The organism is Streptomyces sp. NPDC058773, from assembly GCF_042746015.1.
Taxonomy (GTDB): Bacteria; Actinomycetota; Actinomycetes; order Streptomycetales; family Streptomycetaceae; genus Streptomyces.
Window position 1 is genome coordinate 57,691 of sequence record NZ_JBHYPE010000016.1, and the last position, 21,527, is coordinate 79,217.

Here is a 21,527-nt window from a genome sequence, read left to right on the forward strand (position 1 = left end):
GGTGACACCTCCCGTTGCGCCGCGGGCCCGCGCGGCCCCGCCACGGGTCCGTTGTTCTGCGCGCATGCATCCATGCAGACCACGGCTGTGTCCCCGCTCCGCCGACCGCAGGTCCCTCCGCGAGAATTGAGCCCTCGACATGTCTGCCTCTCCCCTTCGCCATGACGGGTTCGCGTCCTGGCTGCGCGACCACGCCACTCCCCTCACCGGCCTCGACCCGGAGGCTCCGCTCGACGACCTGGAGCCGCTGCGGGCCGCGATCGGCGACGCACGTGTGGTCGCGATCGGCGAGAACGCCCACTTCCTCCAGGAGTTCGCGCTGGCCCGCCGACGGCTGATCCGCTTCCTCGTCGAACGCTGCGGATTCACCGTGCTGGCCTTCGAGTACGGCTTCAGCGAGGGGTTCACCCTCGACACCTGGGTGCAGGGGGCCGGTGGGGAGGGGGACCTTGAGCGGTATGCCCCGGCCGCCGTCCCGTTCGGCATGGGTGAGCCGCTGCACCGGTTGCGCCGGCACAACACCACCGCGCAGCGGCCCGTCCGGTTCGCGGGCGTCGATCTTCCCGCGGCGGGCGGCTCGTTGCTGCCCGTGCTGCTCCCGGTCGCCGACTACCTCCGCGAGGTCGACCCCGCGCTGCTGCCGCTGATCGGCTCGGCGATCCAGCGGGCCGAGCGGTTCGCCGGGGAGTCCGGAGCGGTGGCGGGGCCGGCCTGGGCCCGGCTGGCCGAGGCCGAGCAGGACGCGCTCAGCGCGGCGCTGGGCCGGCTGCTGACCCGGTTCCGCGCCGTGGAACCGCTCTACGTCGGCCGCAGCGACCAACTGGGGTACGACACGGCGGTGCGGCGGCTGGAAGGGGCCTGCACCACGGACTACACCCTGCGCGCCATGTCCGAACTCTTCGCCGGGCGCGGGCTGGAGGCCGATCCCTCGGCCCGCGAGATCTATATGGCCGGGTCGGTGCGCTGGCATCTGGAACGCACCGCGCCCGGGGGCCGCATCGTGCTGGTCGCGCACAACGCGCACATCCAGAAGACGCAGCTGCGCTTCGGCAACGGGCCCACGGCGTTCCCGATGGGGCAGCATCTGCACCGCGCCCTGGGCGACGACTACTTCGCCCTCGGGCTGACCAGCGTCGGCGGGCACACGGCGGAGATGTGCCTGGACGAGAGCGCCCGGTTCGGTTTCACCGTCGAGGAGACCCCGTTGCAGCCGCCCGAGCCGGGCAGCGTCGAGGCCGCCTTCGCCGACGCCGGGCTGGGGATCGCCCTCGCCGCGCTGGGTCCCGCCCGCCGCCCGGCGGCCGGGGTGCCCACCGGCCCTGACCGCATCCGGATGCAGAGCACCTTCCTGAAGACGCCGGTGCTGGACGCCTTCGACGGCATTCTCTCCGTGCCGGTCTCCGGTGTGGGGACCGATCTCGGCCTCTGAGCACTGGGACCGAGCAGCGGCACGGGGTAATACAGCCGTGAACGAGGAGCCCCGCGGAAGGCGGGCGCGCGGGGCGGCGGCTCAGGCCCGTTCCAGAGTGCAGGGGTGGCTCAGGAAGTTGCCGAGCCTGCCCTCGGCGTCGCCGTTCTTGTAGGCGTAGGCGACACCGGTCAGCGCGCCCTCCTCCGCGAGCCGGAGTTCCAGTACCGATTCGGGGCTGTTGATCCGGGCGTCCGCGGTCGGGAGCTGTAGCGGGAAGGAGGCGCGCAGGTCCCAGGCCGCGGAGGCGTCGGCCGTGGTGGTGGCGACTGCGCCGGCCAGCCGCAGTTCGGCCTGGCGGTCCGGCAGTACACGGAGGGTGATCGGCACCTCCCCTTCCGGGGCGCTGATCCGGCCCGTCCAGTCGCCCTCCGGCAGCGTCATCGGGCGGGGCGGATCGGCGCTCGCGGGTGTGATCGCATCGGTGCTGACGTCCGGGGCCAGCTCCCCCAGGACGTACCGGAGGATCGCGTCGCGGGCGGCCTTCTTCGTGGAGTTGGTGAGGACCGCGAAGGACAGCAGCCGCTCGGGCAGCGCGACGGTCATCGCGGCCACGCCGGGCCCGCCCCCGCCATGGCTCTGCACCAGCGGGCCGTCACCCGAGGACAGGCACCAGCCGAGCCCGTACCCCAGATGCTCGTTGACCGGCAGCGCGTCCCGTACGGCGGCCGCGGTCTCCGGCTTCAGCAGACGGTCGTACGACTGGGCGAACAGTGCCAGCTCGCCGGCCGGGGCCCAGCCGAGGGTGGCGCCCGGGTGGCTGCAGTCGTAATCGGGGTAGGCGCGGCCGTCGGACGTGTACTTCAGGGCCGACGGCGCCGGGCCCGGGTACGCCCGCCCGATATGGCAGCCGTCGAGCCCGAGCGGTGCGAAGACCCGCTCGCGAACGCAGGCACCCAGGTCCTGGCCGGTGGCCTGCTCCAGCAGCCGGCCGAGGAGGCGGTAGCCGAGGTTGGCGTAGCCGAAGCCGGTGCCGGGGGTGCGGTGGGGTACGGCGTAGCGGTCCGCGTCGGGCACCCGCGCGCCGTCGCCGTAGTCCCAGTCGTAGTACGGGCCCAAGCCGCCCCGGTGCCGGAGCAGTTGGCGTGCGGTGGGGGCCGGCCCGGGGGCGTCGCCCGGGAGCGGCACGGGTGCGTCCAGGTCCAGGAGGCCTTCGTCGGCAGCGCGGCAGACGGCGATTGCCGTCATCGGCTTGGTGACGGATGCCAGCCCGTAGGCCGTCTCGGGCGTGGCCGGACGGCCGGTGGCGGTGTCGGCCGACCCGTGGGCGGCGGCGAAGACCACCTCGCCGCGCTCGGCCACCGCGACGGAGACCGAGGGACATCCGTGCTCCGCCAGCGCCTCAATGCAGTACTCACGCAGCCCGTCCGGCATCAGCCCGTCCGGCATGTCGCCCTCCCCTGTCGTAGGTGTCCCCCATCCGTTCACGGTTGTTCCTGCAGGTCAAGTTGCCGGCTTGGAGGGGGACTTGGCCGGGAGCGGCGTTGAGCGAGCCCCATTGTGATCACTTTGTGGAGGAATGTGATTGTTGGGGACGGCGATGCATTGGTTGCGCAGGATCGGGCACGCGAGGACAGCAGGTGTCCGGCCGCCGTGGAGGCTGCCTGAGCAGCCGGCCGACCGGGCGCCCGTATCAGCACTGCACATCGACCGCGCCCCGCCGCGGAGAACGGAGGTACTCATGGACTGGCGTCATGACGCGGTGTGCCGCGAAGCGGACCCGGAGCTGTTCTTTCCCGTCGGCAACACCGGCCCCGCGCTGCTGCAGATCGAGGAGGCCAAGGCCGTCTGCCGCCGCTGCCCGGTGATGGGGCAGTGCCTTCAGTGGGCGCTCGAATCGCGGCAGGACACAGGCGTCTGGGGCGGGATGAGTGAGGACGAGCGGCGGGCCATGCGGCGTCGGGCCGCGCGGCACCGGGCTCGCCTTGCGTCCGCCTAGGGGACGGCGTTCCGGCGCCCGTTCCCACGGGTGCCGCACCGGGCCGGCGACCCCGCGCATCAACCGGGGCGGTAGCGGAACGAGGTCCGCTACCGCCCCTTTTCGCTGGTCCGGCAACGAGCCGGCGAGCCACCGCCGGACGGCCGTTTCAGTCCTCGACCCGCTGGGTGACGGGGGCCCCGGTGCGGTCCCCGGGGAACTCGTACCAGCGCCGCTGGAGACAGACGAAGCGGGTATCGGCCTCGACGAGACGGAGGAACGCGGTGACCGTCTCCTCCAGCCGCTGTTGCAGCGCCGGATCGGACAGCTGCCCGTCCTCGGTGAAGCCCTGGTGGGCCGCGGCCAGGCTGAACATGTCGGGGTAGACGCGGGTGCCGAGATGTTCCAGCGGCACCCGCAGTGCCCACAGTCCCCGGTTGCCGCCGACCAGGGACGGGGAGGCGGAGACCAGCAGCGCGTGCTTGGTCTTGAACGGCTGGGGGCGGACCCGGGAGACCCAGTCGATGGCGTTCTTCACCACGCCGGGCACGGAGGCGTTGTACTCGGGTGAGGAGAGGACGAAGGCGTCGCAGCGTTCGAGGCGGTCGCGGAGCGCCAGTGCGCCGTCCGGCAGCCCCTCCGCCTCCTCCACATCACCGTCGTACAGCGGCATGACGAATTCCCGCATCGCGGCGAGATCCACGTCGGCGTCGGCGTCGGTCATGATGCGGGCCACGAGGGAGGCCAGCCGGGCATTGGCCGATCCGGCCCGCAGTGACGCGCCGAGCACGAAGACCCGCAGCGGGCCGGGGTGTCCATCCGTGGTCATGGTGACGTCCTTCCGTGGCCGGGCCGGTCCGGGCCGTGGTTCCTACAGCAGGTGCTCGATCCTGATCGGCAGTTCCCGTGCGCGGTATCCGGTCGCGTGGAAGACGGCGTTGGCGATGGCCGCCGCGGCGCCGACCATGCCGATCTCGCCGAGGCCCTTGACGCCCAGCGGGTTGACGACGGTGTCCGGCACTTCCACGAACTCGACGGCGACGTCGGGTGCGTCGGCGTTGACCGGCACCAGGTACTCGCCGAGGCTCGCGTTCGCCCAGCGGCCGTCGCGGGTGTCGGTGAGGCTGCCTTCGAGGAGCGCCTGGCCGAGGCCCCAGAGCATGCCGCCGACGGCCTGACTGCGCGCGGTCTTGGCGTTGAGGACGCGGCCCGGGGCGAAGGCACCGACCATGCGGCGCACGCGGACCGTACCGAGGTCCGGGTCGACGGCGACCTCGGCGAACTGGGCGCCGAAGGTGGCGAGCCCGTACGGGAGGTTCTGTGGGGGCGGGGTCCAGCTGCCGAGCGCCTCCAGGTCCGTCATGAAGTGACGCCGCATCAGGGCGCCGTAGGTCTCCCCCGTTTCGGGCCGGTCCCGCAGCTGCATCCGTCCCTCGCGGACAACAACGCCGGCGGGGTCGGCGTGGTGCAGCGGGGAACCGGGGTCGGCGACGGCCTGCTCGATCATCTGGTCGCGGAGTGCGGTGGCGGCCGTGTGGACCGCGGCGCTGATCATTCCGGCGCCCGCCGAGCCGACCGCGGCCGCGACGTTGGGCAGGTCGGTGTCGCCGTACTCGAACCGGACGTTGCGCAGGGCGATGCCCAGGCCGTCGGCGGCGACCTGGGTCATGGCGGTGCCCGTTCCGGTGCCGAATTCCTGGGTGCCGGCCTGGACCACCGCGGTGCCGTCGGCGTAGAGGCGGGCACGGGCGCGCTGTGGCTGCATGGGGAAGAAAACCGGGTAGCCGGCGGTGGCCATGCCCTTGCCGATCAGCCGGTTGCCGTCCCGCTCGGAGCGGGGCTCGGGGTTGCGCGACTGCCAGTCGAAGCGGGCCGCGCCGCGGCGGTAGCACTCCGCCGCGCCGTCGCTCGACCAGGGGTGGCCGGTGTTCGGGTCGGCCTCTGCGTGGTTGCGCAGCCGCAGTTGCACCGGGTCGACGCCGATGCGGTGGGCGAGCTCGTCCATCAGGCATTCCAGGGCGAACATGCCGGTGGTCTCGCCGGGGCCGCGGGTGAAGGTGGGGGTCATGGTGTTGCTGCGGATGAGCCGGTAGACGCCCTCGTAATGGGGGCAGGCGTAGGTCTGCGAGGACATGCTGAGGGAGGGTTCGGCCCATTCGTCGAAGAGTGAGGTCAGCGAGAGTTTGTGGTGGCGCAGTGCGGTGAGCCGCCCGTCGTCGGTGGCGCCGAGTTCGATGCGCTGTTCCTGCTCCTCGCGGTGGCCGCAGGAGGTGAACATCTGCTCCCGGGTGAGCGCCAGTTTGACCGGCCGGCCCACCTCCCGGGCAGCCAGGGCGGCGAGGGTGACATGCGGCCAGATCATGGCCTTGCAGCCGAAGCCGCCGCCGACGAACGACGCCCGGACCCGCACCTTCGACGGGGGGATGCCCAGCAGCGCCGCGACGGTGTTCTGGGTCGCCGCGATGCCCTGGGTGGCGTCGTAGAGGGTGAGCCGGTCGCCGTCCCAGACGGCCGTGGTGGCTGACGGCTCGATGGGGTTGTGATGGTTCGCTGCGAAATGGTAAGTGGCGTCGAGGTGTTGGGTCGCGGCCCGGAAGCCGGCCTCGACATCGCCGCGCACACTGCGGGCGGGGATGAACCCGGCGAAGATCGCCTCGGGTTCATAGGCCTGCTCCCGGCCTTCGTCGAGGGTGGTGACCGAGGCGCTCCGGTCATAGTCGACATGGAGCTGCCGGGCCGCGTGGTGGACGCGTTCCAGCGAGTCCGCGATGACCAGGGCCACCGGCTGGCCGAAGTAGTGGACGATGTCGTCCTGCATCGGGAAGAAGCTCTCCCCCGGGGCGGCGTGACCGGCCAGGGACGGCAGCAGCTGGGGCCGGCCGGGGATCCTGGGCAGGTTCCGGTGGGTCAGCACGGCGAGCACCCCGTCGGCGCGCTCCGCGGCCTCCGTGCGGATCGCGGCGATCCGCCCGCCGGCCGTACGGGCGCCGACCAGGGCGGCATACGCGGTGTTGGGCAGGGTGATCTCCGCGGAGTAACGGCCGCGGCCGGTGACCTTGGCGGGGCCGTCGACGCGGTCGACAGGGCGGCCGACGGCTTCGAGGGTGGCGCCCGTGGTCATACCGTCCCGCCTCCTGTCGCGGCGGTGGTGCGCAGGGCACGGACAACGGTCCGCCGGGCGAGTTCGGCCTTGAACCCGTTCATCGGGCGGGTGACGGCGGGGGCCAGTTCGGCGGCCGCGGCCCGGGTGAACGTGGCGTCGTCGGCGCGCTCTCCCAGGAGGAGGTCCTCGGCCCGGCGGGCGCGCCACGGTGTGGTCGCCACCCCGCCGAGGGCGAGCCGGACTTCGCGGATCACGCCGTCCTCCAGCGCCAGCGCGGCCGCTGCCGAGGCGAGCGCGAACTCGTAGGACTCGCGGTCGCGCACCTTGAGGTACAGCGAGTTGCGCGCCACGGGGAGTGCGGGCACCTCGATCGCGGTGATGAGTTCGCCGGGGGTCAGCGGATGCTCGCGCTCGGGGGTGTCACCGGGCAGCAGGAAGAAGTCATCGACGGGAACGGTGCGGGTGCCGTCCATGCCTTCCAGGTGGACCACGGCGTCCAGGGCGACGAGGGCGACCGCCAGGTCCGAGGGGTGGGTGGCGATGCAGTGGTCGCTGGTACCGAGGATCGCATGGCCGCGGTGGACGCCGTCCAGTGCCGAGCAGCCGCTCCCCGGAACCCGCTTGTTGCACGCGGATTCGGGGTCGCGGTAGTAGGCGCAGCGGACCCGCTGCATCAGGTTGCCGCCCATGGAGGCCATGTGCCGCAACTGTGCGGAGGCCCCGAGCAGGAGTGCCTGGGCGAGCATCGGGAAGCGCTCCACGACCGCCCGGTCCTCGGCGACCTCGCTCATCCGGGCCAGCGCGCCGATCAGCAGCGACCCGTCGGGGCGCTCCTCGACGCCGGTCAGCGGCAGCCGGTTGATGTCCACCAGCCGGTGCGGGCGCAGCACGTCCAGCCGCAGCAGGTCGACTTCCGTGGTGCCGCCCGCGAGAAAGGAGCTGCCGGGGTCACTGGTCACCGCCGCGACGGCGCTGTGCACATCCGTCGGACGCGTGTAGCTGATGGCACGCACATCACTGTCCTGTCTTCCGGTCCCGCACCTCGCGAATGGCGGAGCGGATGTGGGGATAGGCCGCGCACCGGCAGATGTTGCCGCTCATCCACTCGGCGATCTCGGCATCGGTCCCGGCGTGCCCTTCGTCCAGCAGCGCGACGGCCGACATGATCTGGCCGGGTGTGCAGTACCCGCACTGGAAGGCGTCGTGTTCGAGGAAGGCGCGTTGCATCGGGTGCAGTGCGTCGCCCTCGGCGAGCCCTTCGATGGTGGTCACCTCGCGGCCTTCGCAGCTGATGGCGAGCATCAGACAGGACAGCACCCTGCGCCCGTCGACCCAGACCGTGCAGGCTCCGCAGGTTCCCTGGTCACAGCCCTTTTTCGAGCCGGTGAGGGCCATCTGCTCGCGCAGTGCGTCCAGCAGGCTCACCCGTGGCTCCAGATTCAGGACCCGGGTGACGCCGTTGACGACGAGGGTCATGTTCACGCTGCCGGGCCCCCGCGTCTCCAGGGTCGAGGGCTGGGTGACGGATATCGGCACGCCTTTGTCTGCCACGACACTCACCTCGGAGTCGATGCCGTATGTCGAGCGTCCGTCCGGTCCGCCGGGCTCGCAACCGGACGGCGGCGGCGCTGCGGGGCTTCGTACGGCGGTGCACCCGGCGGGCCGGTGCCGGGTGCGCTGCGGGATAATGCGGGGCATGCGGATCTCAGCCAGAGCGGACTATGCCGTGCGTGCCGCGCTGCAACTCGCCGCCGCCGGGGACGCGGAACCGCTCAAGGCGGAGGCGATCGCCCAGGCCCAGGACATTCCGCACAAGTTCCTCGAAGGCATCCTGAACGACATGCGCCGCGGCGGGCTGGTGCGGAGCCGGCGCGGCGGCAACGGCGGATACCGGCTGGCCAAGCCGGCGGCGGAGATCAGCATCGCGGATGTCATCCGGGTCGTGGACGGACCGCTGGTGTCGGTACGCGGCGTCCGCCCGCCGGAGCTGTCCTACACCGGGCCCGCCCGTTCACTGCTGCCGTTGTGGATCGCGCTGCGGGCGAACGTCCGCGAGATCCTCGACGGGGTGTCACTGGCCGATGTCGCCGCCGCGGAGCTGCCGCCGCAGGTGGCGGAGCTGACCGAGAACCCGGCTTCCTGGACGAACCCTTAGGAGCGTCCGCAGGAACGCACCTGCCGGACCCCTTCCGTTCCGGATACCAAGACGCGGCTGTCCGCGCCTTGAACGCCCCTTGATCCTCCCTCATCCCCGGAAGCATCCTTTCCCTATCAATCCAGTGGGAAAACCGGGGAAGCCAGGAGGTGGGCGTGCGCGCTCCGATGCGTTCCGTTCCGTCGGCCGGTGGCGTGATCTGCCCGCCCGCACCGGACCCGGCCGCGGAGGACCGGCCCGCACCGGACCCGGCCGACCGGAAGGAGCCGGCCCCGGTGCTGCCGAAGGCCCCCGTCCGCCCCGCTCCCCCACAGGCCAAGCCCGATGCCGACGAGGAGATCTGGCTGCGCGTCACCCGTGAGGTCGCCGAGGATCTCGCGGTCGACGCCCTCGACCGGGACCGGGCCGGCAAGCCCCCGTTCGACGAACTCGCCCGGCTGCGCGAGGCCGGACTGCCCGCGCTGCTGACACCTCCCGGCCCCGCCCGGCGGGGTACCGACTGGCGCACCGCCTGCGCGGTCATCCGGGAGATCGCCGCGGCGGACGGCTCCATCGGCGAACTGCTCGCCCGGCACCATGTGTTGGCGTGGAGTGCACGGTTCTTCAGCACGCAGGAGCGGGCCGACGGGCTCGAACTCCGGGCGAGCGCGGAGCAGTGGCTCTGGGGCGGCGGTATCGCGCTCCCGGACATTGAGCCGGTGACCGGACCCGCGCTCACCCTCACCCCGGCCGAGGGCGGATACCTCCTCAGCGGCTGTCAGTACGTCGCCGCGGGCGTGACCGTCGCCGACCGGCTGGTGCTCGGCGCGGTGTGTTCCGAGAGCGGTGAGTCCCTGGTGGTGTACGTCGACCCGGCGCATCCGGGCGTGGCGGCCGACCCCGAGAACGACCGTCTCGGCCAGCGGCTCGCCGCGGCCGGCCGGGTAGGCTTCGACCGGGTCCCGGTCCCCGCCGACCAGGTGCTCGGCGCCGTCCCGCGCGATGAGCACGCACTCGCCCCGTTCGCCACGCTCGCTCCCCTGGCGCTCCGGCTCGCCCTGGTGCACGTCGGCCTGGGCATCGCCGAAGGAGCGCTGGCCGAGGCCCGGGACATCACCCGGGCCGCACCGCGCGGCCGGCCGGTCCCCGGGCGGGACGAGGGCGGGTATGCGGACCGCCCGGATGCGGACCCCTATCTCCTCCTCGCGTACGGGGAATTGGCGACCGAGGCGCACACCGCCGCGGCCGTGGTCGAATCGGCGTCGGAGGCCATGGCGCGGGGACTCCTCGCGGGGCCGGAGCTCGGGGTCGACCAGCGGGCCGACATCGCGGTGCTGGTCGCCGCCGCCGAGGCCGTCACCAGCCGCGCCGCGGTGCGCCTCACCACCCGCGTCCTGGAACTCACCGAGGGCGCCGGCTCCGTCGCCGGCCCGCTGGGCTTCGACCGGTTCTGGCGCAACGCCCGTGTGCTGACGGCGCAGGCCTCCCCCGTCCACCGGCTGCGCGACATCGGTGACCACTACCTGAACGGGACGCACCCGCCGCTGACGCTGCACGGCTGACCGCGGCGGCCCGGTGGGTACGGCGGGCGCGGCGCCCCGCACGGAGGTAAATCGCCGGTGCTGTCGGCGCAGCTTCGTACGGATCGGTGCCGGGGGCTGCTACATCTCGGATGTTCGTCCCGAAGCCGGGAAGCCCGTCGGTCCTGTGAGGTGGCGCCTTGTCAGAAAGCCGGAGCGTACCCGTGCAGCCGCCGCCCGGACGAGAGGAACCGCTGCAGCGGCTGCTGTTCGGCGGGGTGTACGGCTCGGTGCTCGCCAGCGCTCTGGTGGCCGCGCTGGGCCACGAGGGCAGGCCGCCGGACCCCGGCTACGACGCGCTGTGGGTGGCGCTGACGGCCGTGGCGTCGGCCGCGGCACACGGCTATGCGCACTCCATCGCGCACCGGACGAGTGGCGATCGCAAGGTCACTGTGAGCGCGGTGCGTTCGGTGCTGATGGAATGGCCGCTGGTGGCCTCGATGGCGCCCACGATGTTCGCGCTGTTCGGTGCCTATGCGGAATGGTGGGGCGAGGACGGCGCGGTCGAGGTCGCCCTGACCATCAATATGGTGGCGCTGTTCGGTTGGGGGGTCTGGGCGGCCCGGGTAGCGGGCCGGCGCTGGGCGGGCTCCTTCCGGGCCGGCGGGGTGGATGTGCTGATCGGTCTGCTCATCGTGATCGCGAACATGGTGATCCACTAGGGGCGGCAGGCGTACGGGCCGCCGCCCCGGGATCAGGGTTCCACGGCGAGCCAGGTGGCGATGGCCTGGGCGATGGGCTGGTCGGTCTCCAACTGGACGAAGCCGAACTGGCCGCCCTGGTTGCACTCCAGGAACCACCAGCAGCCGTCCGGGTCCTCGGCGAAATCAAACGCGCCGTAGGCAAGTTGAGCAGCACTCATATAGGCATGCACAGCACGGTGTACGGCGTCCGGGACCTCGACGGGCTCCCAGGTGCCGTGGGGGGTGAAGCGGCTGTCCACCTCTTCCGGGTCGGCTTTCTTGCGGGCGGCGAAGAGCTGCTCCCCGACACAGGTCAGCCGGATATCGGCCTCCTTGGGGACGTGCTGCTGGAGCAGGGTGGGCCCGGCCGCGACCCCGGAGAAGTCGGTGTCCGGGCTGATACGGGTGGTGGGCAGCACCATCGGAGGGTCACCGGGGTGCTTTCCGCTCACCGACTTCACCACCAGGTCCGGGTGCGCGGCGGCGAACTGCCGGGCCATCGCCGGGAAGGTGGTGAGCAGCGTGGCGGGCACCCGGAAGCCGCTCCGGTGGGCGAGATGGAGCTGCCAGGGCTTGTAGCGCGCCTGCGCGGCGGCCACGGGGTGGTTCATCCAGCGCGCCGGGGTGCTGGTCAGCATGCCGTAGAGCGCCTGCTCGGCCTCGGCCGCGATCCAGGCGGACTGCTCCGCGGTGCGGGCACCGGGGACGCCGGGCCTGCGCACCCAGACCGAGCGCAGGCTGCCCAGGCTCACCATGCGTTCCCCGGATTTCAGGTATCCGTGGAAGTCGTGCTCCGCGTACTCCGCCGACAGGGAGACCCTGCCGGGCAGGTCGGCGGGGTCGAGGCGGACGAGCGGGACACCGTGGTCCTGCAGCGTCGCCACCACCATGTCCGCCGTCAGATCTTCTTCACAGGTCAGGACCAGGACGGTCATGGGCTCAGTCGTCGAAGTGGGTCTTGGAACCGGCGGTGGAGGCGGTGGTGCCGGTGGCGAGCAGTACCGCACGGCTGCAGGTGGCCGGGCGTCCGTCGGGCAGGACGTTGAGTTGCCGCGTGGCGTCGTAGCTGTACGGCGTGCTGGTCGATGACTTCGCCGCCGGACGGGCGTAGCTCAACGCAAACGGTCGCATTACATCTCCTTCAAAGACCGGTTTCCGAGCACTGGGCACGGGGCAGGGGTGGAAAGCCCCTACTTATGACTCTGCACGGAAGACGCGACAATCTGGTCAGTTAGTTGCCTCTTTTGCTCGTTTCCAGCGTTCCACTTGACTGAAAAGCGGCCGGCGCGTACGCACTGTCTCCGTGATGTGCCACCCCGTAGGCAACCGGCCCCGGAAACGCGGCATGCCCCGCCCGAACGGGCGGGGCTGACAGAGAGTCATGGGAATGGTGTGCCGTCCGGGCGGCTACCCCGGGCGCACCCCGGCGGCGGCCTCGGGCACGGGCCGGCCGTCCAGGAGGGCGGCGACGAGATCCACGGTCAGCCGGTGCCAGCGCCGGGCGCCCCGCAGCATGGTGTGTCCGCCGCGTGGCATGACGACGGTGTGGGCCCGCGCTCCGGCCCGCCGGGCGCGGTCGGCGAGGAGCCAGGAGCCCTCGGCGTCGGTGACCCGGTCGTCCGCGTCATGCAGCAGCACCAGGGTCCGGTCCCGCAGATGGGCGACGGGTTCGTCGGGCGGGCACCACGGGGCGAGCGCGACGATGCCGCGGACCGCCGGATGGCCGCCGGTGAGCAGGGCCGCCCGGCCGCCCATGGAGTGCCCGACGAGCACCACCGGCAGGTCCGGCGCGCGGGCGGCCAGTTCGTCGAGGGCGGCGCGGGCGTCCCGGGCGGCGTCCGCCCGCGGCCCGTTCCATCCCCGGCAGCGGTAGCGCACGGACGCGAGCAGCACCTCCCGGCCGCGCAGTTCCCGGGACACCGCGGACCCGAAGGGCCGCATCCGCAGCGCGGGGAGGTTGAGCCGCGGCGGCGGGCCGAGGCCGTCGGCCCGTCCTCCGTGCAGCAGGAGCACCGCCGCCCGCGGAGTGCCGGGACCGCGGTGGACCACCAGCGGCCGGTGCTCTCGTCCGCCGCTGCTGGGGTCCGTGGGCCGGTCCGTGCCGGTTGTCATGAGCGGGGGTCCTCCGGGTGCGGGCGGCGGCGGGGTGGCAGCGGTACGAAACCGCTGGTGCGGGCACAGTACGCGGCGTGGCCCGAGCGGTGGGTGCGCGGTTCTCCGGCAGTCGTCTGCCGCTGCCGCAGGTCAGCCGTAAGGACATCACCAGCGGGGAGGCCACGGCAAGGGCGGCGGCCGGTGCGGTGGCGCCGGCCGGCAGGAACGGTCCCCACCAGACGAGGAAGTCGCCGAAGTGGTTGAGGGACGGGCATGCCGAACCGGGCCGCCGGCCCGTGGCGGTGCCGGTGTCGGATCGGACCGGGTGGGCCACTGAGGTCAGATCCGCAGGACGGCCAGTGGCGCGGTGGTGGGCCGGCTGGAGCCGCCCGCGGGTTCCGCGGTGACGCCGACGCCGTCCGCGCCCCGGGGTCCGCCGGTCAGCAGCATCGCGCCGGAGGAGCGGCCGGTCTCGACCAGTCCGGCGGGTTCCATGGTGCCGTTGCGGCTGTACCAGAGTTCGTACACCCGGCGGCCGGAGAGCGCCGGCAGGCCGTGGTAGAGGAACGCGGTCTGTCCCCTCTGCCGGGAGGCGACGACCGTTCCGCTGCCGCCGCCCTTGAGCGCGGTGGTGTGGAAGGTGGCGTCCGGGGCGGCCATCAGGGCGCTGACCGCCGCCGCCTGCTGCTCGGCGCGGACGCTGCGGTCCCGCTGCTGGTCGGCGTCGTTCCGGGCCTTGACGGCCAGCCCGCCGGCGATCGCGGCGACGACCAGGCAGGCGGCGGCCGCGAGATAGGGCAGCCGGTGGCGTGGTCCGCGGCGCATCGGGACCACGCTCGCATGGCGTCCCCGCGGGGGCAGTTGCCGGACCTCGGGCAGGGCGGCCATCACCCGGGTGCGCAGCCCGGCCGGGGGGACCTCGGCCACCGCCAGGGCGAGCCGGGCCGCGGTTTCCTGGAGTTCGCGCACCTCCTGGGTGCAGGCCTGGCAGTGGGCCAGGTGGCGGGTGAACTCGGCGGACTCCTGCTCGGAGAGCGCGCCCAGTGCGTAGGCGCCGGTCAGTGTGTGCAGATCGATGGTGCTCATGCCGACACCCCCAGGCAGTCGCGGAGCCGGATGAGACCGTCCCGCAGTCGTGTCTTGACCGTGCCCAGCGCCGCGCCCAGCAGGTCGGCGGTCTCCCGGTAGGTATAGCCGCGGTAGTAGGCGAGTGTCACCGACTCCCGTTGCAGATCGGTGAGTTGGGCCAGACAGCGGCGCACCTGCTCGCGCTCCAGGCGTCGTTCGACCTGCTCGCTCACCTCGTCGAAGGGGGCGGTGTAGGCACCCAGCCCGGCCCGGTGGTCGCGGTCGGCCGCGGCCTGGGCCGAGCGCACCCGGTCCACCGCGCGGCGGTGGGCCAGGGTCATGATCCAGGCCATGGCGCTGCCCTGCCGTGCGTCGAAGCGGGCCGCGGACCGCCACACCTCGATCAGCACCTCCTGCGCGACCTCCTCGGACTGCGCCGGGTCCCGGACCACCCGGCGCACCAGGCCCAGTACGGAGCCTGCCACCGCCGTGTAGAGACTCTCGAACGCGTGCTGGTCGCCGCGGGAGACGCGGTGCAGCAGTGCTTCCAGGGCACCGGTGTGCGGTGCTGGGGATCGGTCGCCGCGGGCTGCGACGGGCATGGACACCTCCGGACTGCGACGTGGTCACGAGTGATTCGGCGCCGTGCGACACCTGGATTGGTCGGGTGAGGATTGTCGCGGACGCGCCGCGGGGCAGCGCAGCCGGGGCGGCCGGCGGACCACCGGATTCCCGCGCGTCGGATGCCGCCTCCCGGGCCGGGACTGCGCAAGGATCGCCGCGGGGGCACCGAGGCGGCGAGAGGACTGGGCGTGCGGGACGCGGATGCCGTCATCGTGGGTGCGGGAGCGGCCGGGCTGTCGCTCGCCCACCGGCTGTGCGAACCGGCGGACGGCGGACGGCCGCCGCGGGTGGTGCTGGTAGACGCCCCGCCCGGACCGCACACCGCTCCGGAGCGGACCTGGTGTTTCTGGGAGGCGCCCGGCGGCGCGTACGACGAGGCCCTGACCGCCTCGTGGGAACGGCTGCGGGTGCACGCTCCCGGCGGTGCGGTGACGGCGGGACGGCCCGAGCCCTTCCGCTACAAGATGCTGCGGTCCGGTGACTTCGCGGCCCTGGTGGACGCCCGGCTCGCCCGGCAGGACACGGTGCGACGGGCCGAGGCGACGGTGGAGTCCGTACGGGATGTCCCCGGCGGGGCGGAGGTGCGGGGGCACGACGCGACCGGACGGCCGGTGGTCCTCCGGGCCCGCTGGGTGTTCGACTCCCGGCCCGGCCCGCTCCCGCCGGCGCGGACCACCCTCCAGCAGCACTTCCGGGGCTGGTTCGTCCGCACCCGGCGCCCGGCCTTCGACCCCTCGACCGCAGACCTGATGGACTTCCGCACCCCGCAGCCCGGCCATGGTCTGTCCTTCGGCTACGTCCTGCCGGTCAGCGACTGCGCGGCGCTGGTGGAGTACACGGAGTTCTCCCGCCGGCCCCTGGAGACCGCCGGGTACGAACGGGCCCTGCGCCACTACACCGACCGGGTGCTGCGGCTGGGCGCCTTCCGCGTCACGGCGGCCGAGCAGGGCGTGATCCCGATGACCGACGGCCGCTTCCCGCGCCGGGCCGGCCGCGCGGTGTTCCGCATCGGGACCGCGGGGGGCGCCACCCGCCCGTCCACCGGATACACCTTCGCCTCCGTACAACGGCAGTCGGCGCTCATCGCGGCCGCGCTGCGGGCCGGCCGGCCGCCGGTCCCCCCTCCCCCGCACTCCGCCCGGCACCGGGCCATGGACGCCGTGCTGCTGCGTGCGCTGGACAGCGGCCGGGTGGACGGCGCGGAGTTCTTCACCGGGCTGTTCCGCACGGTGCCGATGGAGCGGCTGCTGCGGTTCCTCGACGGCCGCTCCCGGCTGTGGGAGGACCTCGGCATCGGGCTGCGCACCCCTGTGCTGCCCATGCTCCGCACCGTCGCCGAACTCCCGCTGCTGCCGCGCCGCGCCACCGCACCGTGACCCGCCCGCCCCTGCGCCACCGCACCGGAGGAGAGACATCCATGGCCCTGCTGTACGACGGCGAGCCGGCCGCCGCCTGCGACCACGCGTCCCGCCGTTACGACCCACCGGTGGCGGCGAACCTCGGCCTCCACAGTCAACTCCGGTGCTCCGCAAGGCGGTTGGGGCTGCCCGGCGACGGCCGCGGTGGCCGGGCGCTGCCGCTGCCTGACCGGCAGACCGGCATCACCCACACCTTCGTCGCCGGCCCGGCCGGCGCCCCCGAGGAGGCGGCATGACGCCCCGGCGCGACGGCGGCGAGGCCGCGCGGCGCGGGCGCGACCGGCGGGCCCGGACCGTGCCGGGGCCGCCGGGGCGGGACCGGGCGGCGGCCGACGGCGCCGGCGGTCCGGCGGTGGCGGTGATCGGCGGTGGTATCGCGGGCCTCGCCGCCGCGACCGGGCTGGCCGAGCGCGGAGTGCGGGTGACCCTGTACGAGCGTGCCGGGGTCCTCGGCGGCCGGCTGGCCGGCCGGCCGGTGCGGCTCGCGGACGGCTCGGCGGCGACCATGAGCCGCGGGTTCCATGCGTTCTTCCCCCAGTACTACAACCTGCGGGGGCTGCTGCGCCGGGTCGATCCGGGGCTCGGGATGCTCCGGCGGCTGCCGGACTACCCGCTGCACCACCGTTCGGGGCTGCGGGACAGCTTCGCCCGGGTACCCCGGACACCGCCCTGGAGCGCGCTGGGCTTCGTGGCGCTCAGTCCCACCTTCACCTGGCGGGACCTCGTACGGATGCGCCCCGGTGCGGCCCTGCCGCTGCTGGACGTTCGGGTGCCGGAGGTCTACCGGCGGCTGGACCGCGTCAGCGCCTGGGACTTCCTCGCCCGTATCCGGTTCCCGGAGGCCGCGCGTCATCTCGCGTTCGAGGTGTTCTCCCGGAGCTTCTTCGCGGACCCGCGGGAACTGTCGGCCGCGGAACTGGCGCTGATGTTCCACATCTACTTTCTCGGCTCCAGTGAGGGGCTGCTGTTCGATGTACCCGACGAGCCGTTTCCGCAGGCGCTGTGGCAGCCCCTCGGCCGATATCTGGCCGGGCACGGCGTCCAGTTGTGCACGGAAACGGAGGTGACGCGGGTCGAGCCGGTGGCGGGCTGCGGAGTGCACGTCGCCGGGGGCGGCGCGGACCGCCGGTTCGACGCGGTGGTGCTGGCCCTGGACCCGGGTGGGCTGCGCCGGCTCGTGGCCGCGTCGCCCGGGCTGGGGGACGCCGCCTGGCGGACGCGGATCGGGCGGCTGCGGACCGCGCCGCCCTTCCTGGTGTCGCGGCTCTGGCTGGCGGGGCGGGTGTCCGCGGACCGGCCGGGGTTCCTGGGTACCAGTGGTTTCGGGTCGCTGGACAATGTCAGTGTGCTGGAGCGCTGGGAGGGCGAGGCGGCGCGCTGGTCGGCCCGTACCGGCGGTTCGGTGCTCGAACTGCACGCCTACGCCCTCTCCCCCGGAGCCGACCGGGAGCGCGAACAGCGCCTTCTGGAGCGGCAGTTGCACGCCGTCTATCCGGAGACCCGCGGTGTCCGGGTCGTCGACCGGCGCCATGAGTGGCGCGCGGACTGTCCGCTGTTCCCGGTGGGCGGCTTCGACGACCGGCCCACCGTGCGCACCCCCGACCCCCGGGTCGTGGTCGCCGGCGACACGGTGCGGACCTCGCTCCCGGTGGCGCTGATGGAGCGGGCCGCGACGACCGGATTCCTCGCGGCGAACGCGCTGTTGGCGCGGTGGGGCGTCCGCGGCCAGACACTGTGGACCGTGCCGGACCGGGGACGGTCGGCGGCCCTGCGGTGGGTGGCCGGGCGGGCCGGGGAGTGACGGGGTCGGGCCGGGGCGGGCCAGGACGTGACCTGGTCGCCGCACGGCCCTGACCAGCTCTCCCCACAGCCGGCTTGAGCCGAAGTCAGCCCAAGTGGCGCCCGCTGCTGCGCAGTTCCCAGCGGCGTTCGGCGTAGGCCAGGTCGTCCCGCCACAGCCGTCGTGCGGCGGCCCGCATCAGCGGACGCAGCGCGGGCGCGGCCGCGCGGGCCAGGGCGAATCCGGGGCGCCGGGAGGTGGCGACGATCGCCTCGACGACCGCGGTGCGCGGGCGTCCCCGGCCGTCCGGCCCCAGCGGCGTGGCATGGGTCTCCACCACGGAACCCTCCCCCTCGCCCGCCAGGATGCGCATCACCACGGTACGGGGCCCGGGTGCGGTGAACAGCGCCGTGACCGGCACCACCGCACGCCCGGCGACCTTGAAGGAGACCTCGACGGTGAGTCCGCCGGACGGCTCCCCGTCGTACTCCGCGGGGGTGTCGAGCACGGTGAGGTCGACGAACGAGTAGGGGTGGAACCAGGCCCCGTGCCAGGGGTCGAGGCGGTTGGCCACCACGTCCTCGGGTTCGCAGCCGCCGATGCCGGTGTAGACGGCGGCGACGGCGCCCGACGGCCGCGGCCGGGCCGGGAGCACGGGCCGCGGCAGCGGGGACTCGCCGCCCACCGCGTCGAGCCGTACCCAGGCCAGCAGCCCGTCGTCATGGGCGGGGAACGGCTCCCAGCCGGCGAACGGGGCGCCGTCCAGGGCGAGTCCGTGCCAGCGGCAGCGGAGGACGCCGCAGTGTACGCGGCCCTGCGCGAGGGGCGCGCCGAGGTGCGGACAGGCCCCCGGCCCGGCGACCAGGCGTCCGGCGGCGTCCCGCCAGGCGACCACCTCGACCCCGGCGACGGTGCGGCCGACGGGACGGTCCGCGCCGATGTCGCGGGCCGCGCCCAGGACGAACCAGTTGCCGGACGGGCGGGCGAGCGCGGCCTTGACGGCGTCGGCGATGCGCACGGGGCCGGCGTCGCGCCAGGTGGGGCGCTGGCGTTCCCAGGACTCGGGCCTGCGGCGCAGCCGGAGCGGGAGGCGCGGGGGGCGGCGGGCCTCCCGGGTCATGGGGTTTCCTCCTGCGCACGGTGCGGCACCCGGCCCCCCGGTACGCCGGGCGACCGGGCGGTGCGGCGGCTGACGGTGATTCGGGTGACGGCGAGGCGGGCCAGGCCGCCGAGGGCGGTGGCCGCGCGGCGCCGGCGGGAGACCACGGCGCGGCGGTGCAGCACGGCGTATCCGTCGTCGCGCACGGCGTCGAGGATGGCGCCGTAGAGGACGAACGCGGTGCGGATGCAGGGGCGGGCGGCCGGGTCGAGCATGGTGAGGCCGGGGGCCGCCTCGCGGTAGACCCCACGGGTGAGTTCGGCGGCCGCCGTCAGGGCCGCGGTGATCCGCGGGTCGGGGCGGCCGGTGTCCCGGCTCCAGTGGAGCAGCGCGCGGTCGACGCCGTGCGCCGCGAGCAGGTCGGCGGGGAGGTAGACGCGGCCCCGGTCGAGGTCTTCGCCGACATCGCGCAGGAAGTTGGTGAGCTGGAAGGCGATGCCGAGGGACGCGGCGTACGGTTCGGCCTCCTCCTGGGGGACGACGGTGCCGAGCACCGGCAGCATCTCCAGTCCCATCACCGCGGCGGAGCCGTGCATATAGCGCCGCAGGTCGGCGTAGGACGGGTAGTCGGTGACGGTCAGGTCGCTGCGCATCGATGCCATGAAGTCCGCGAAGTGGCGGTGGTCGATGCGGTGGACGGCGGCGGTGTGCGCCACCGCGCGCACCACGGGTTCGGGGCTCTCGCCGCCCCGCAGCGCCTCGTCGAGCCACTGCCCGAGGGCGTCGAGGGCGCGGGCGCGGTCCGCGGTGGAGTGGCCGGTGGCGGGGTCGTCGACGATGTCGTCGGCCCAGCGGGCGAAGCCGTAGAGGGCGTGGACGGCCGGCCGGCGGGCCGCGGGCAGCAGCCGGGTGGCGAGGAAGTAGGTCTTGCCGTGCCGGGCGTTGAGCCGGCGGCAGTGGGCGTAGGCCGCGCGGAGGCGGGGATCGGTGATGCCGGCGGCATCCAGTTCGCGTGCGGTCATGCCGGGATGCCTCTCGTGACGGGGCGGGACGAACCGGCGAGGGGGCGTGGCGGCCGCAGCCCGGTGATCCGGGCGGCGGCGAGCTTGCCGGAGATCAGGACGGTGGGCACGCCGACGCCGGGGGTGGTGCCGCAGCCGGCCAGTACGGCGTTCTCCGTGCCGCGGACGAGGTTGCGGGGGCGGAACGGGCCGGTCTGCGCGAAGGTGTGCGCGGCGGAGAACGGCGTTCCGGCGGCGAGCCCCTGCGCGGTCCAGTCGGCCGGGGTGACCATGCGGTACTCCTCGATGGCGGCGCCGATGCCGGTGAGCCCCCGGCGTTCGAGAACGGTGAGCAGGCTGTCGCGGTACCGGGGGGCGAGGTCGTGCCACGCGCCGGCGCCGGGGCCGGTCTCGGTGTTGGGGCAGGGGGCCAGGATGTAGTGCAAGTGGCGGCCGGGTGGGGCGAGTTGGGGGTCGGAGGCGGTGGGGCGGGTGACCAGCAGCGAAGGGTCGCTCATCAGCCGGCCGGTGCGGGTGAGTTCGTCGAAGGTCCGCTCCCAGGCGGCGCCGAAGGAGAGCGTGTGGTGCGCCAGCCGCGGCCAGGTCCGGTCGGTGCCGGCGTGCAGGATCACCGCGGACGGCGCGTGGCGGAGCCGGACCGGGCGGCGGGGCCGGCGGCCGAGCAGCCGGTGGACCACCGGCAGGTCGGGGGTGAGGACCACCGCGTCGCAGGGGATGCGCTCGTGTGCGGTGTGCACCGCCGTGATCCGGTCTCCGGTGCGTTCCAGCCGGGTGACGGGGTGTCCGTAGCGGAAGGCGGCACCGGCGTCGGCGGCGGCGTCCGCCATGGCCCGGGGCAGGGCGTACATCCCGCCGCGGGGGAAGTACACCCCGGCGACGGTGTCCATGTAGGCGATGACGGCGTAGGCGGCGAGGGCGCGGGCGGGCGGGACCCCGGCGTACAGCGCCTGGAAGGAGAAGATCCGGCGCAGCCGGGCGTCGGGCAGGAAGCGGCCGATCCGGTCGTCGAGCCGGCCGAATCCCCCGAGGGCGGCGAGGCGGACCAGGTCGGGGTGCAGCAGCTGGAGCGGTGAGTCGAAGTTGGTGTCGATGAAGCGGTGGCGCTGGACCGTGTAGATCTGCTGGAGCCAGTGGCGCAGCCGGCGGTAGCCGTCAGCGGCCCGGGGCCCGGCGAACCGTTCGACCTCGGCCGTCATGGCCTCCGCGTCGGTGTGCACGTCCAGTTCGCTGCCGTCGGCGAAACGGGCGCGGTAGGCGGGGTGCAGGGCGAGCAGTTCCATCCGGTCGGTGAGCCGTTCGCCGACCGCGGCGAAGGCCTCGTCGATGAGGTGCGGCATGGTCAGCACGGTCGGGCCGGTGTCGAGGTGGTAACCGCCGCTCTCGATCCGGCCGGCCCGGCCGCCGGGCCGCGCCGCCCGCTCGACGACCGTCACCTGCCGTCCGGCGCCGAGGAGATGGAGCGCGGCGGACAGCCCGGAGAGACCGGCTCCGACCACCACCACGTGGTCGGTGGGGCCCTGGACGGTTCTCATACGG

Annotated in this window: 21 protein-coding genes and 1 pseudogene; 8 read left to right on the forward strand and 14 right to left on the reverse strand. The window is 73.8% G+C overall.

Features of this window, described 5'->3' with window-relative positions; translation table 11 throughout:
• Positions 1-139: 139 nt before the first annotated feature.
• Positions 140-1,429 (forward strand): erythromycin esterase family protein, encoded by a 1,290-nt coding sequence (locus ACFW5B_RS16685; RefSeq protein ID WP_386439504.1) that lies wholly within the window; start codon positions 140-142, stop codon positions 1,427-1,429.
• Between the two features lie 81 nt (positions 1,430-1,510).
• On the opposite strand, the gene ACFW5B_RS16690 is transcribed toward ACFW5B_RS16685, so the two are convergent.
• The gene (locus tag ACFW5B_RS16690; RefSeq protein ID WP_386439506.1) at positions 1,511-2,857 is read right to left on the reverse strand and encodes a serine hydrolase domain-containing protein; all 1,347 of its coding nucleotides are present in this window, start codon (positions 2,855-2,857) and stop codon (positions 1,511-1,513) included.
• Positions 2,858-3,149: 292 nt separating this feature from the next.
• Between ACFW5B_RS16690 and ACFW5B_RS16695 the strand changes: the two genes are divergently transcribed.
• A complete protein-coding gene (locus ACFW5B_RS16695; RefSeq protein WP_190146001.1) occupies positions 3,150-3,407 on the forward strand; it encodes a WhiB family transcriptional regulator in 258 nt (85 codons plus the stop codon).
• 148 nt (positions 3,408-3,555) lie between these two features.
• On the opposite strand, the gene ACFW5B_RS16700 is transcribed toward ACFW5B_RS16695, so the two are convergent.
• The 4 genes from ACFW5B_RS16700 to ACFW5B_RS16715 are packed head-to-tail and all read right to left on the reverse strand — an operon-like array spanning position 3,556 to position 8,040.
• Positions 3,556-4,215 (reverse strand): NADPH-dependent FMN reductase, encoded by a 660-nt coding sequence (locus tag ACFW5B_RS16700; RefSeq protein ID WP_386439509.1) that lies wholly within the window; start codon positions 4,213-4,215, stop codon positions 3,556-3,558.
• A gap of 42 nt (positions 4,216-4,257) precedes the next feature.
• Entirely contained in the window at positions 4,258-6,507 is a 2,250-nt protein-coding gene (locus tag ACFW5B_RS16705; RefSeq protein WP_386439510.1) for a xanthine dehydrogenase family protein molybdopterin-binding subunit, read from the reverse strand.
• A complete protein-coding gene (locus tag ACFW5B_RS16710; RefSeq protein WP_386439512.1) occupies positions 6,504-7,502 on the reverse strand; it encodes an FAD binding domain-containing protein in 999 nt (332 codons plus the stop codon). Before ACFW5B_RS16710 ends, ACFW5B_RS16705 begins: the two co-directional genes overlap by 4 nt.
• 1 nt (position 7,503) lies before the next feature.
• Complete coding sequence (locus tag ACFW5B_RS16715) at positions 7,504-8,040, reverse strand: (2Fe-2S)-binding protein (protein WP_386439513.1); 537 nt, start codon at positions 8,038-8,040, stop codon at positions 7,504-7,506.
• Positions 8,041-8,185: 145 nt separating this feature from the next.
• Here ACFW5B_RS16715 and ACFW5B_RS16720 point away from each other — a divergent pair, with 145 nt between their 5' ends.
• The 3 genes from ACFW5B_RS16720 (at position 8,186) to ACFW5B_RS16730 (ending at position 10,865) form a co-directional block, all read left to right on the forward strand.
• A complete protein-coding gene (locus tag ACFW5B_RS16720) occupies positions 8,186-8,644 on the forward strand; it encodes an RrF2 family transcriptional regulator (RefSeq protein ID WP_386439514.1) in 459 nt (152 codons plus the stop codon).
• A 155-nt stretch (positions 8,645-8,799) separates the two neighbouring features.
• Positions 8,800-10,185 carry an acyl-CoA dehydrogenase gene (locus tag ACFW5B_RS16725; protein ID WP_386439516.1) on the forward strand — a complete coding sequence of 462 codons (1,386 nt, stop codon included), beginning with the start codon at positions 8,800-8,802 and terminating at the stop codon, positions 10,183-10,185.
• A 182-nt stretch (positions 10,186-10,367) separates the two neighbouring features.
• Entirely contained in the window at positions 10,368-10,865 is a 498-nt protein-coding gene (locus ACFW5B_RS16730; protein WP_386439518.1) for a hypothetical protein, read from the forward strand.
• 32 nt (positions 10,866-10,897) lie between these two features.
• On the opposite strand, the gene tgmB is transcribed toward ACFW5B_RS16730, so the two are convergent.
• The 6 genes and pseudogenes from tgmB to ACFW5B_RS16760 all read right to left on the reverse strand — a co-directional run bounded on the left by tgmB (position 10,898) and on the right by ACFW5B_RS16760 (position 14,650).
• Positions 10,898-11,821, reverse strand: a complete 924-nt coding sequence (tgmB, locus tag ACFW5B_RS16735) for an ATP-grasp ribosomal peptide maturase (protein ID WP_386439519.1) — start codon at positions 11,819-11,821, stop codon at positions 10,898-10,900.
• A gap of 4 nt (positions 11,822-11,825) precedes the next feature.
• Complete coding sequence (gene tgmA, locus ACFW5B_RS16740; protein ID WP_026169961.1) at positions 11,826-12,017, reverse strand: putative ATP-grasp-modified RiPP; 192 nt, start codon at positions 12,015-12,017, stop codon at positions 11,826-11,828.
• A gap of 276 nt (positions 12,018-12,293) precedes the next feature.
• A complete protein-coding gene (locus tag ACFW5B_RS16745) occupies positions 12,294-12,998 on the reverse strand; it encodes an alpha/beta hydrolase (RefSeq protein WP_386439522.1) in 705 nt (234 codons plus the stop codon).
• A gap of 154 nt (positions 12,999-13,152) precedes the next feature.
• A pseudogene (locus tag ACFW5B_RS16750) lies at positions 13,153-13,314 on the reverse strand (hypothetical protein); the annotation flags it as partial.
• A 5-nt stretch (positions 13,315-13,319) separates the two neighbouring features.
• Positions 13,320-14,066, reverse strand: coding sequence for an anti-sigma factor domain-containing protein (locus ACFW5B_RS16755; RefSeq protein WP_386439524.1), 747 nt, complete (start codon positions 14,064-14,066; stop codon positions 13,320-13,322).
• Positions 14,063-14,650, reverse strand: a complete 588-nt coding sequence (locus tag ACFW5B_RS16760; RefSeq protein ID WP_386439525.1) for a sigma-70 family RNA polymerase sigma factor — start codon at positions 14,648-14,650, stop codon at positions 14,063-14,065. Before ACFW5B_RS16760 ends, ACFW5B_RS16755 begins: the two co-directional genes overlap by 4 nt.
• 210 nt (positions 14,651-14,860) lie before the next feature.
• Here ACFW5B_RS16760 and ACFW5B_RS16765 point away from each other — a divergent pair, with 210 nt between their 5' ends.
• From ACFW5B_RS16765 to ACFW5B_RS16775, 3 genes are read left to right on the forward strand one after another with little or no spacing between them, the layout of a single operon-like run.
• Positions 14,861-16,048, forward strand: a complete 1,188-nt coding sequence (locus ACFW5B_RS16765) for a lycopene cyclase family protein (protein ID WP_386439527.1) — start codon at positions 14,861-14,863, stop codon at positions 16,046-16,048.
• Positions 16,049-16,089: 41 nt separating this feature from the next.
• The gene (locus ACFW5B_RS16770; protein WP_386439528.1) at positions 16,090-16,326 is read left to right on the forward strand and encodes a hypothetical protein; all 237 of its coding nucleotides are present in this window, start codon (positions 16,090-16,092) and stop codon (positions 16,324-16,326) included.
• The gene (locus ACFW5B_RS16775) at positions 16,323-17,891 is read left to right on the forward strand and encodes an FAD-dependent oxidoreductase (RefSeq protein WP_386439530.1); all 1,569 of its coding nucleotides are present in this window, start codon (positions 16,323-16,325) and stop codon (positions 17,889-17,891) included. The genes ACFW5B_RS16770 and ACFW5B_RS16775 overlap by 4 nt, the downstream gene beginning before the upstream one ends.
• 85 nt (positions 17,892-17,976) lie before the next feature.
• Here ACFW5B_RS16775 and ACFW5B_RS16780 read toward each other — a convergent pair whose 3' ends face one another.
• From ACFW5B_RS16780 to crtI, 3 genes are read right to left on the reverse strand one after another with little or no spacing between them, the layout of a single operon-like run.
• Positions 17,977-18,990: a DUF5914 domain-containing protein gene (locus tag ACFW5B_RS16780; protein ID WP_386439531.1), complete on the reverse strand. Its 1,014-nt coding sequence runs from the start codon at positions 18,988-18,990 to the stop codon at positions 17,977-17,979.
• Complete coding sequence (locus tag ACFW5B_RS16785; RefSeq protein ID WP_386439533.1) at positions 18,987-19,991, reverse strand: phytoene/squalene synthase family protein; 1,005 nt, start codon at positions 19,989-19,991, stop codon at positions 18,987-18,989. The genes ACFW5B_RS16780 and ACFW5B_RS16785 overlap by 4 nt, the downstream gene beginning before the upstream one ends.
• Complete coding sequence (gene crtI / locus ACFW5B_RS16790) at positions 19,988-21,523, reverse strand: phytoene desaturase family protein (protein WP_386439535.1); 1,536 nt, start codon at positions 21,521-21,523, stop codon at positions 19,988-19,990. Before crtI ends, ACFW5B_RS16785 begins: the two co-directional genes overlap by 4 nt.
• Positions 21,524-21,527 lie beyond the last annotated feature (4 nt).

Excerpts from the sequence above, each read along its gene's own strand:
- ACFW5B_RS16685 (WP_386439504.1), top strand. The coding sequence starts at position 140 with ATGTCTGCCTCTCCCCTTCGCCATGACGGGTTCGCGTCCTGGCTGCGC.
- crtI (WP_386439535.1), bottom strand. The coding sequence starts at position 21,523 with ATGAGAACCGTCCAGGGCCCCACCGACCACGTGGTGGTGGTCGGAGCC.
- ACFW5B_RS16705 (WP_386439510.1), bottom strand. The coding sequence starts at position 6,507 with ATGACCACGGGCGCCACCCTCGAAGCCGTCGGCCGCCCTGTCGACCGC.
- tgmA (WP_026169961.1), bottom strand. The coding sequence starts at position 12,017 with ATGCGACCGTTTGCGTTGAGCTACGCCCGTCCGGCGGCGAAGTCATCG.
- ACFW5B_RS16695 (WP_190146001.1), top strand. The coding sequence starts at position 3,150 with ATGGACTGGCGTCATGACGCGGTGTGCCGCGAAGCGGACCCGGAGCTG.
- ACFW5B_RS16690 (WP_386439506.1), bottom strand. The coding sequence starts at position 2,857 with ATGCCGGACGGGCTGATGCCGGACGGGCTGCGTGAGTACTGCATTGAG.
- ACFW5B_RS16700 (WP_386439509.1), bottom strand. The coding sequence starts at position 4,215 with ATGACCACGGATGGACACCCCGGCCCGCTGCGGGTCTTCGTGCTCGGC.
- ACFW5B_RS16720 (WP_386439514.1), top strand. The coding sequence starts at position 8,186 with ATGCGGATCTCAGCCAGAGCGGACTATGCCGTGCGTGCCGCGCTGCAA.
- tgmB (WP_386439519.1), bottom strand. The coding sequence starts at position 11,821 with ATGACCGTCCTGGTCCTGACCTGTGAAGAAGATCTGACGGCGGACATG.
- ACFW5B_RS16780 (WP_386439531.1), bottom strand. The coding sequence starts at position 18,990 with ATGACCCGGGAGGCCCGCCGCCCCCCGCGCCTCCCGCTCCGGCTGCGC.
- ACFW5B_RS16760 (WP_386439525.1), bottom strand. The coding sequence starts at position 14,650 with ATGCCCGTCGCAGCCCGCGGCGACCGATCCCCAGCACCGCACACCGGT.
- ACFW5B_RS16770 (WP_386439528.1), top strand. The coding sequence starts at position 16,090 with ATGGCCCTGCTGTACGACGGCGAGCCGGCCGCCGCCTGCGACCACGCG.
- ACFW5B_RS16755 (WP_386439524.1), bottom strand. The coding sequence starts at position 14,066 with ATGAGCACCATCGATCTGCACACACTGACCGGCGCCTACGCACTGGGC.
- ACFW5B_RS16785 (WP_386439533.1), bottom strand. The coding sequence starts at position 19,991 with ATGACCGCACGCGAACTGGATGCCGCCGGCATCACCGATCCCCGCCTC.
- ACFW5B_RS16775 (WP_386439530.1), top strand. The coding sequence starts at position 16,323 with ATGACGCCCCGGCGCGACGGCGGCGAGGCCGCGCGGCGCGGGCGCGAC.
- ACFW5B_RS16745 (WP_386439522.1), bottom strand. The coding sequence starts at position 12,998 with ATGACAACCGGCACGGACCGGCCCACGGACCCCAGCAGCGGCGGACGA.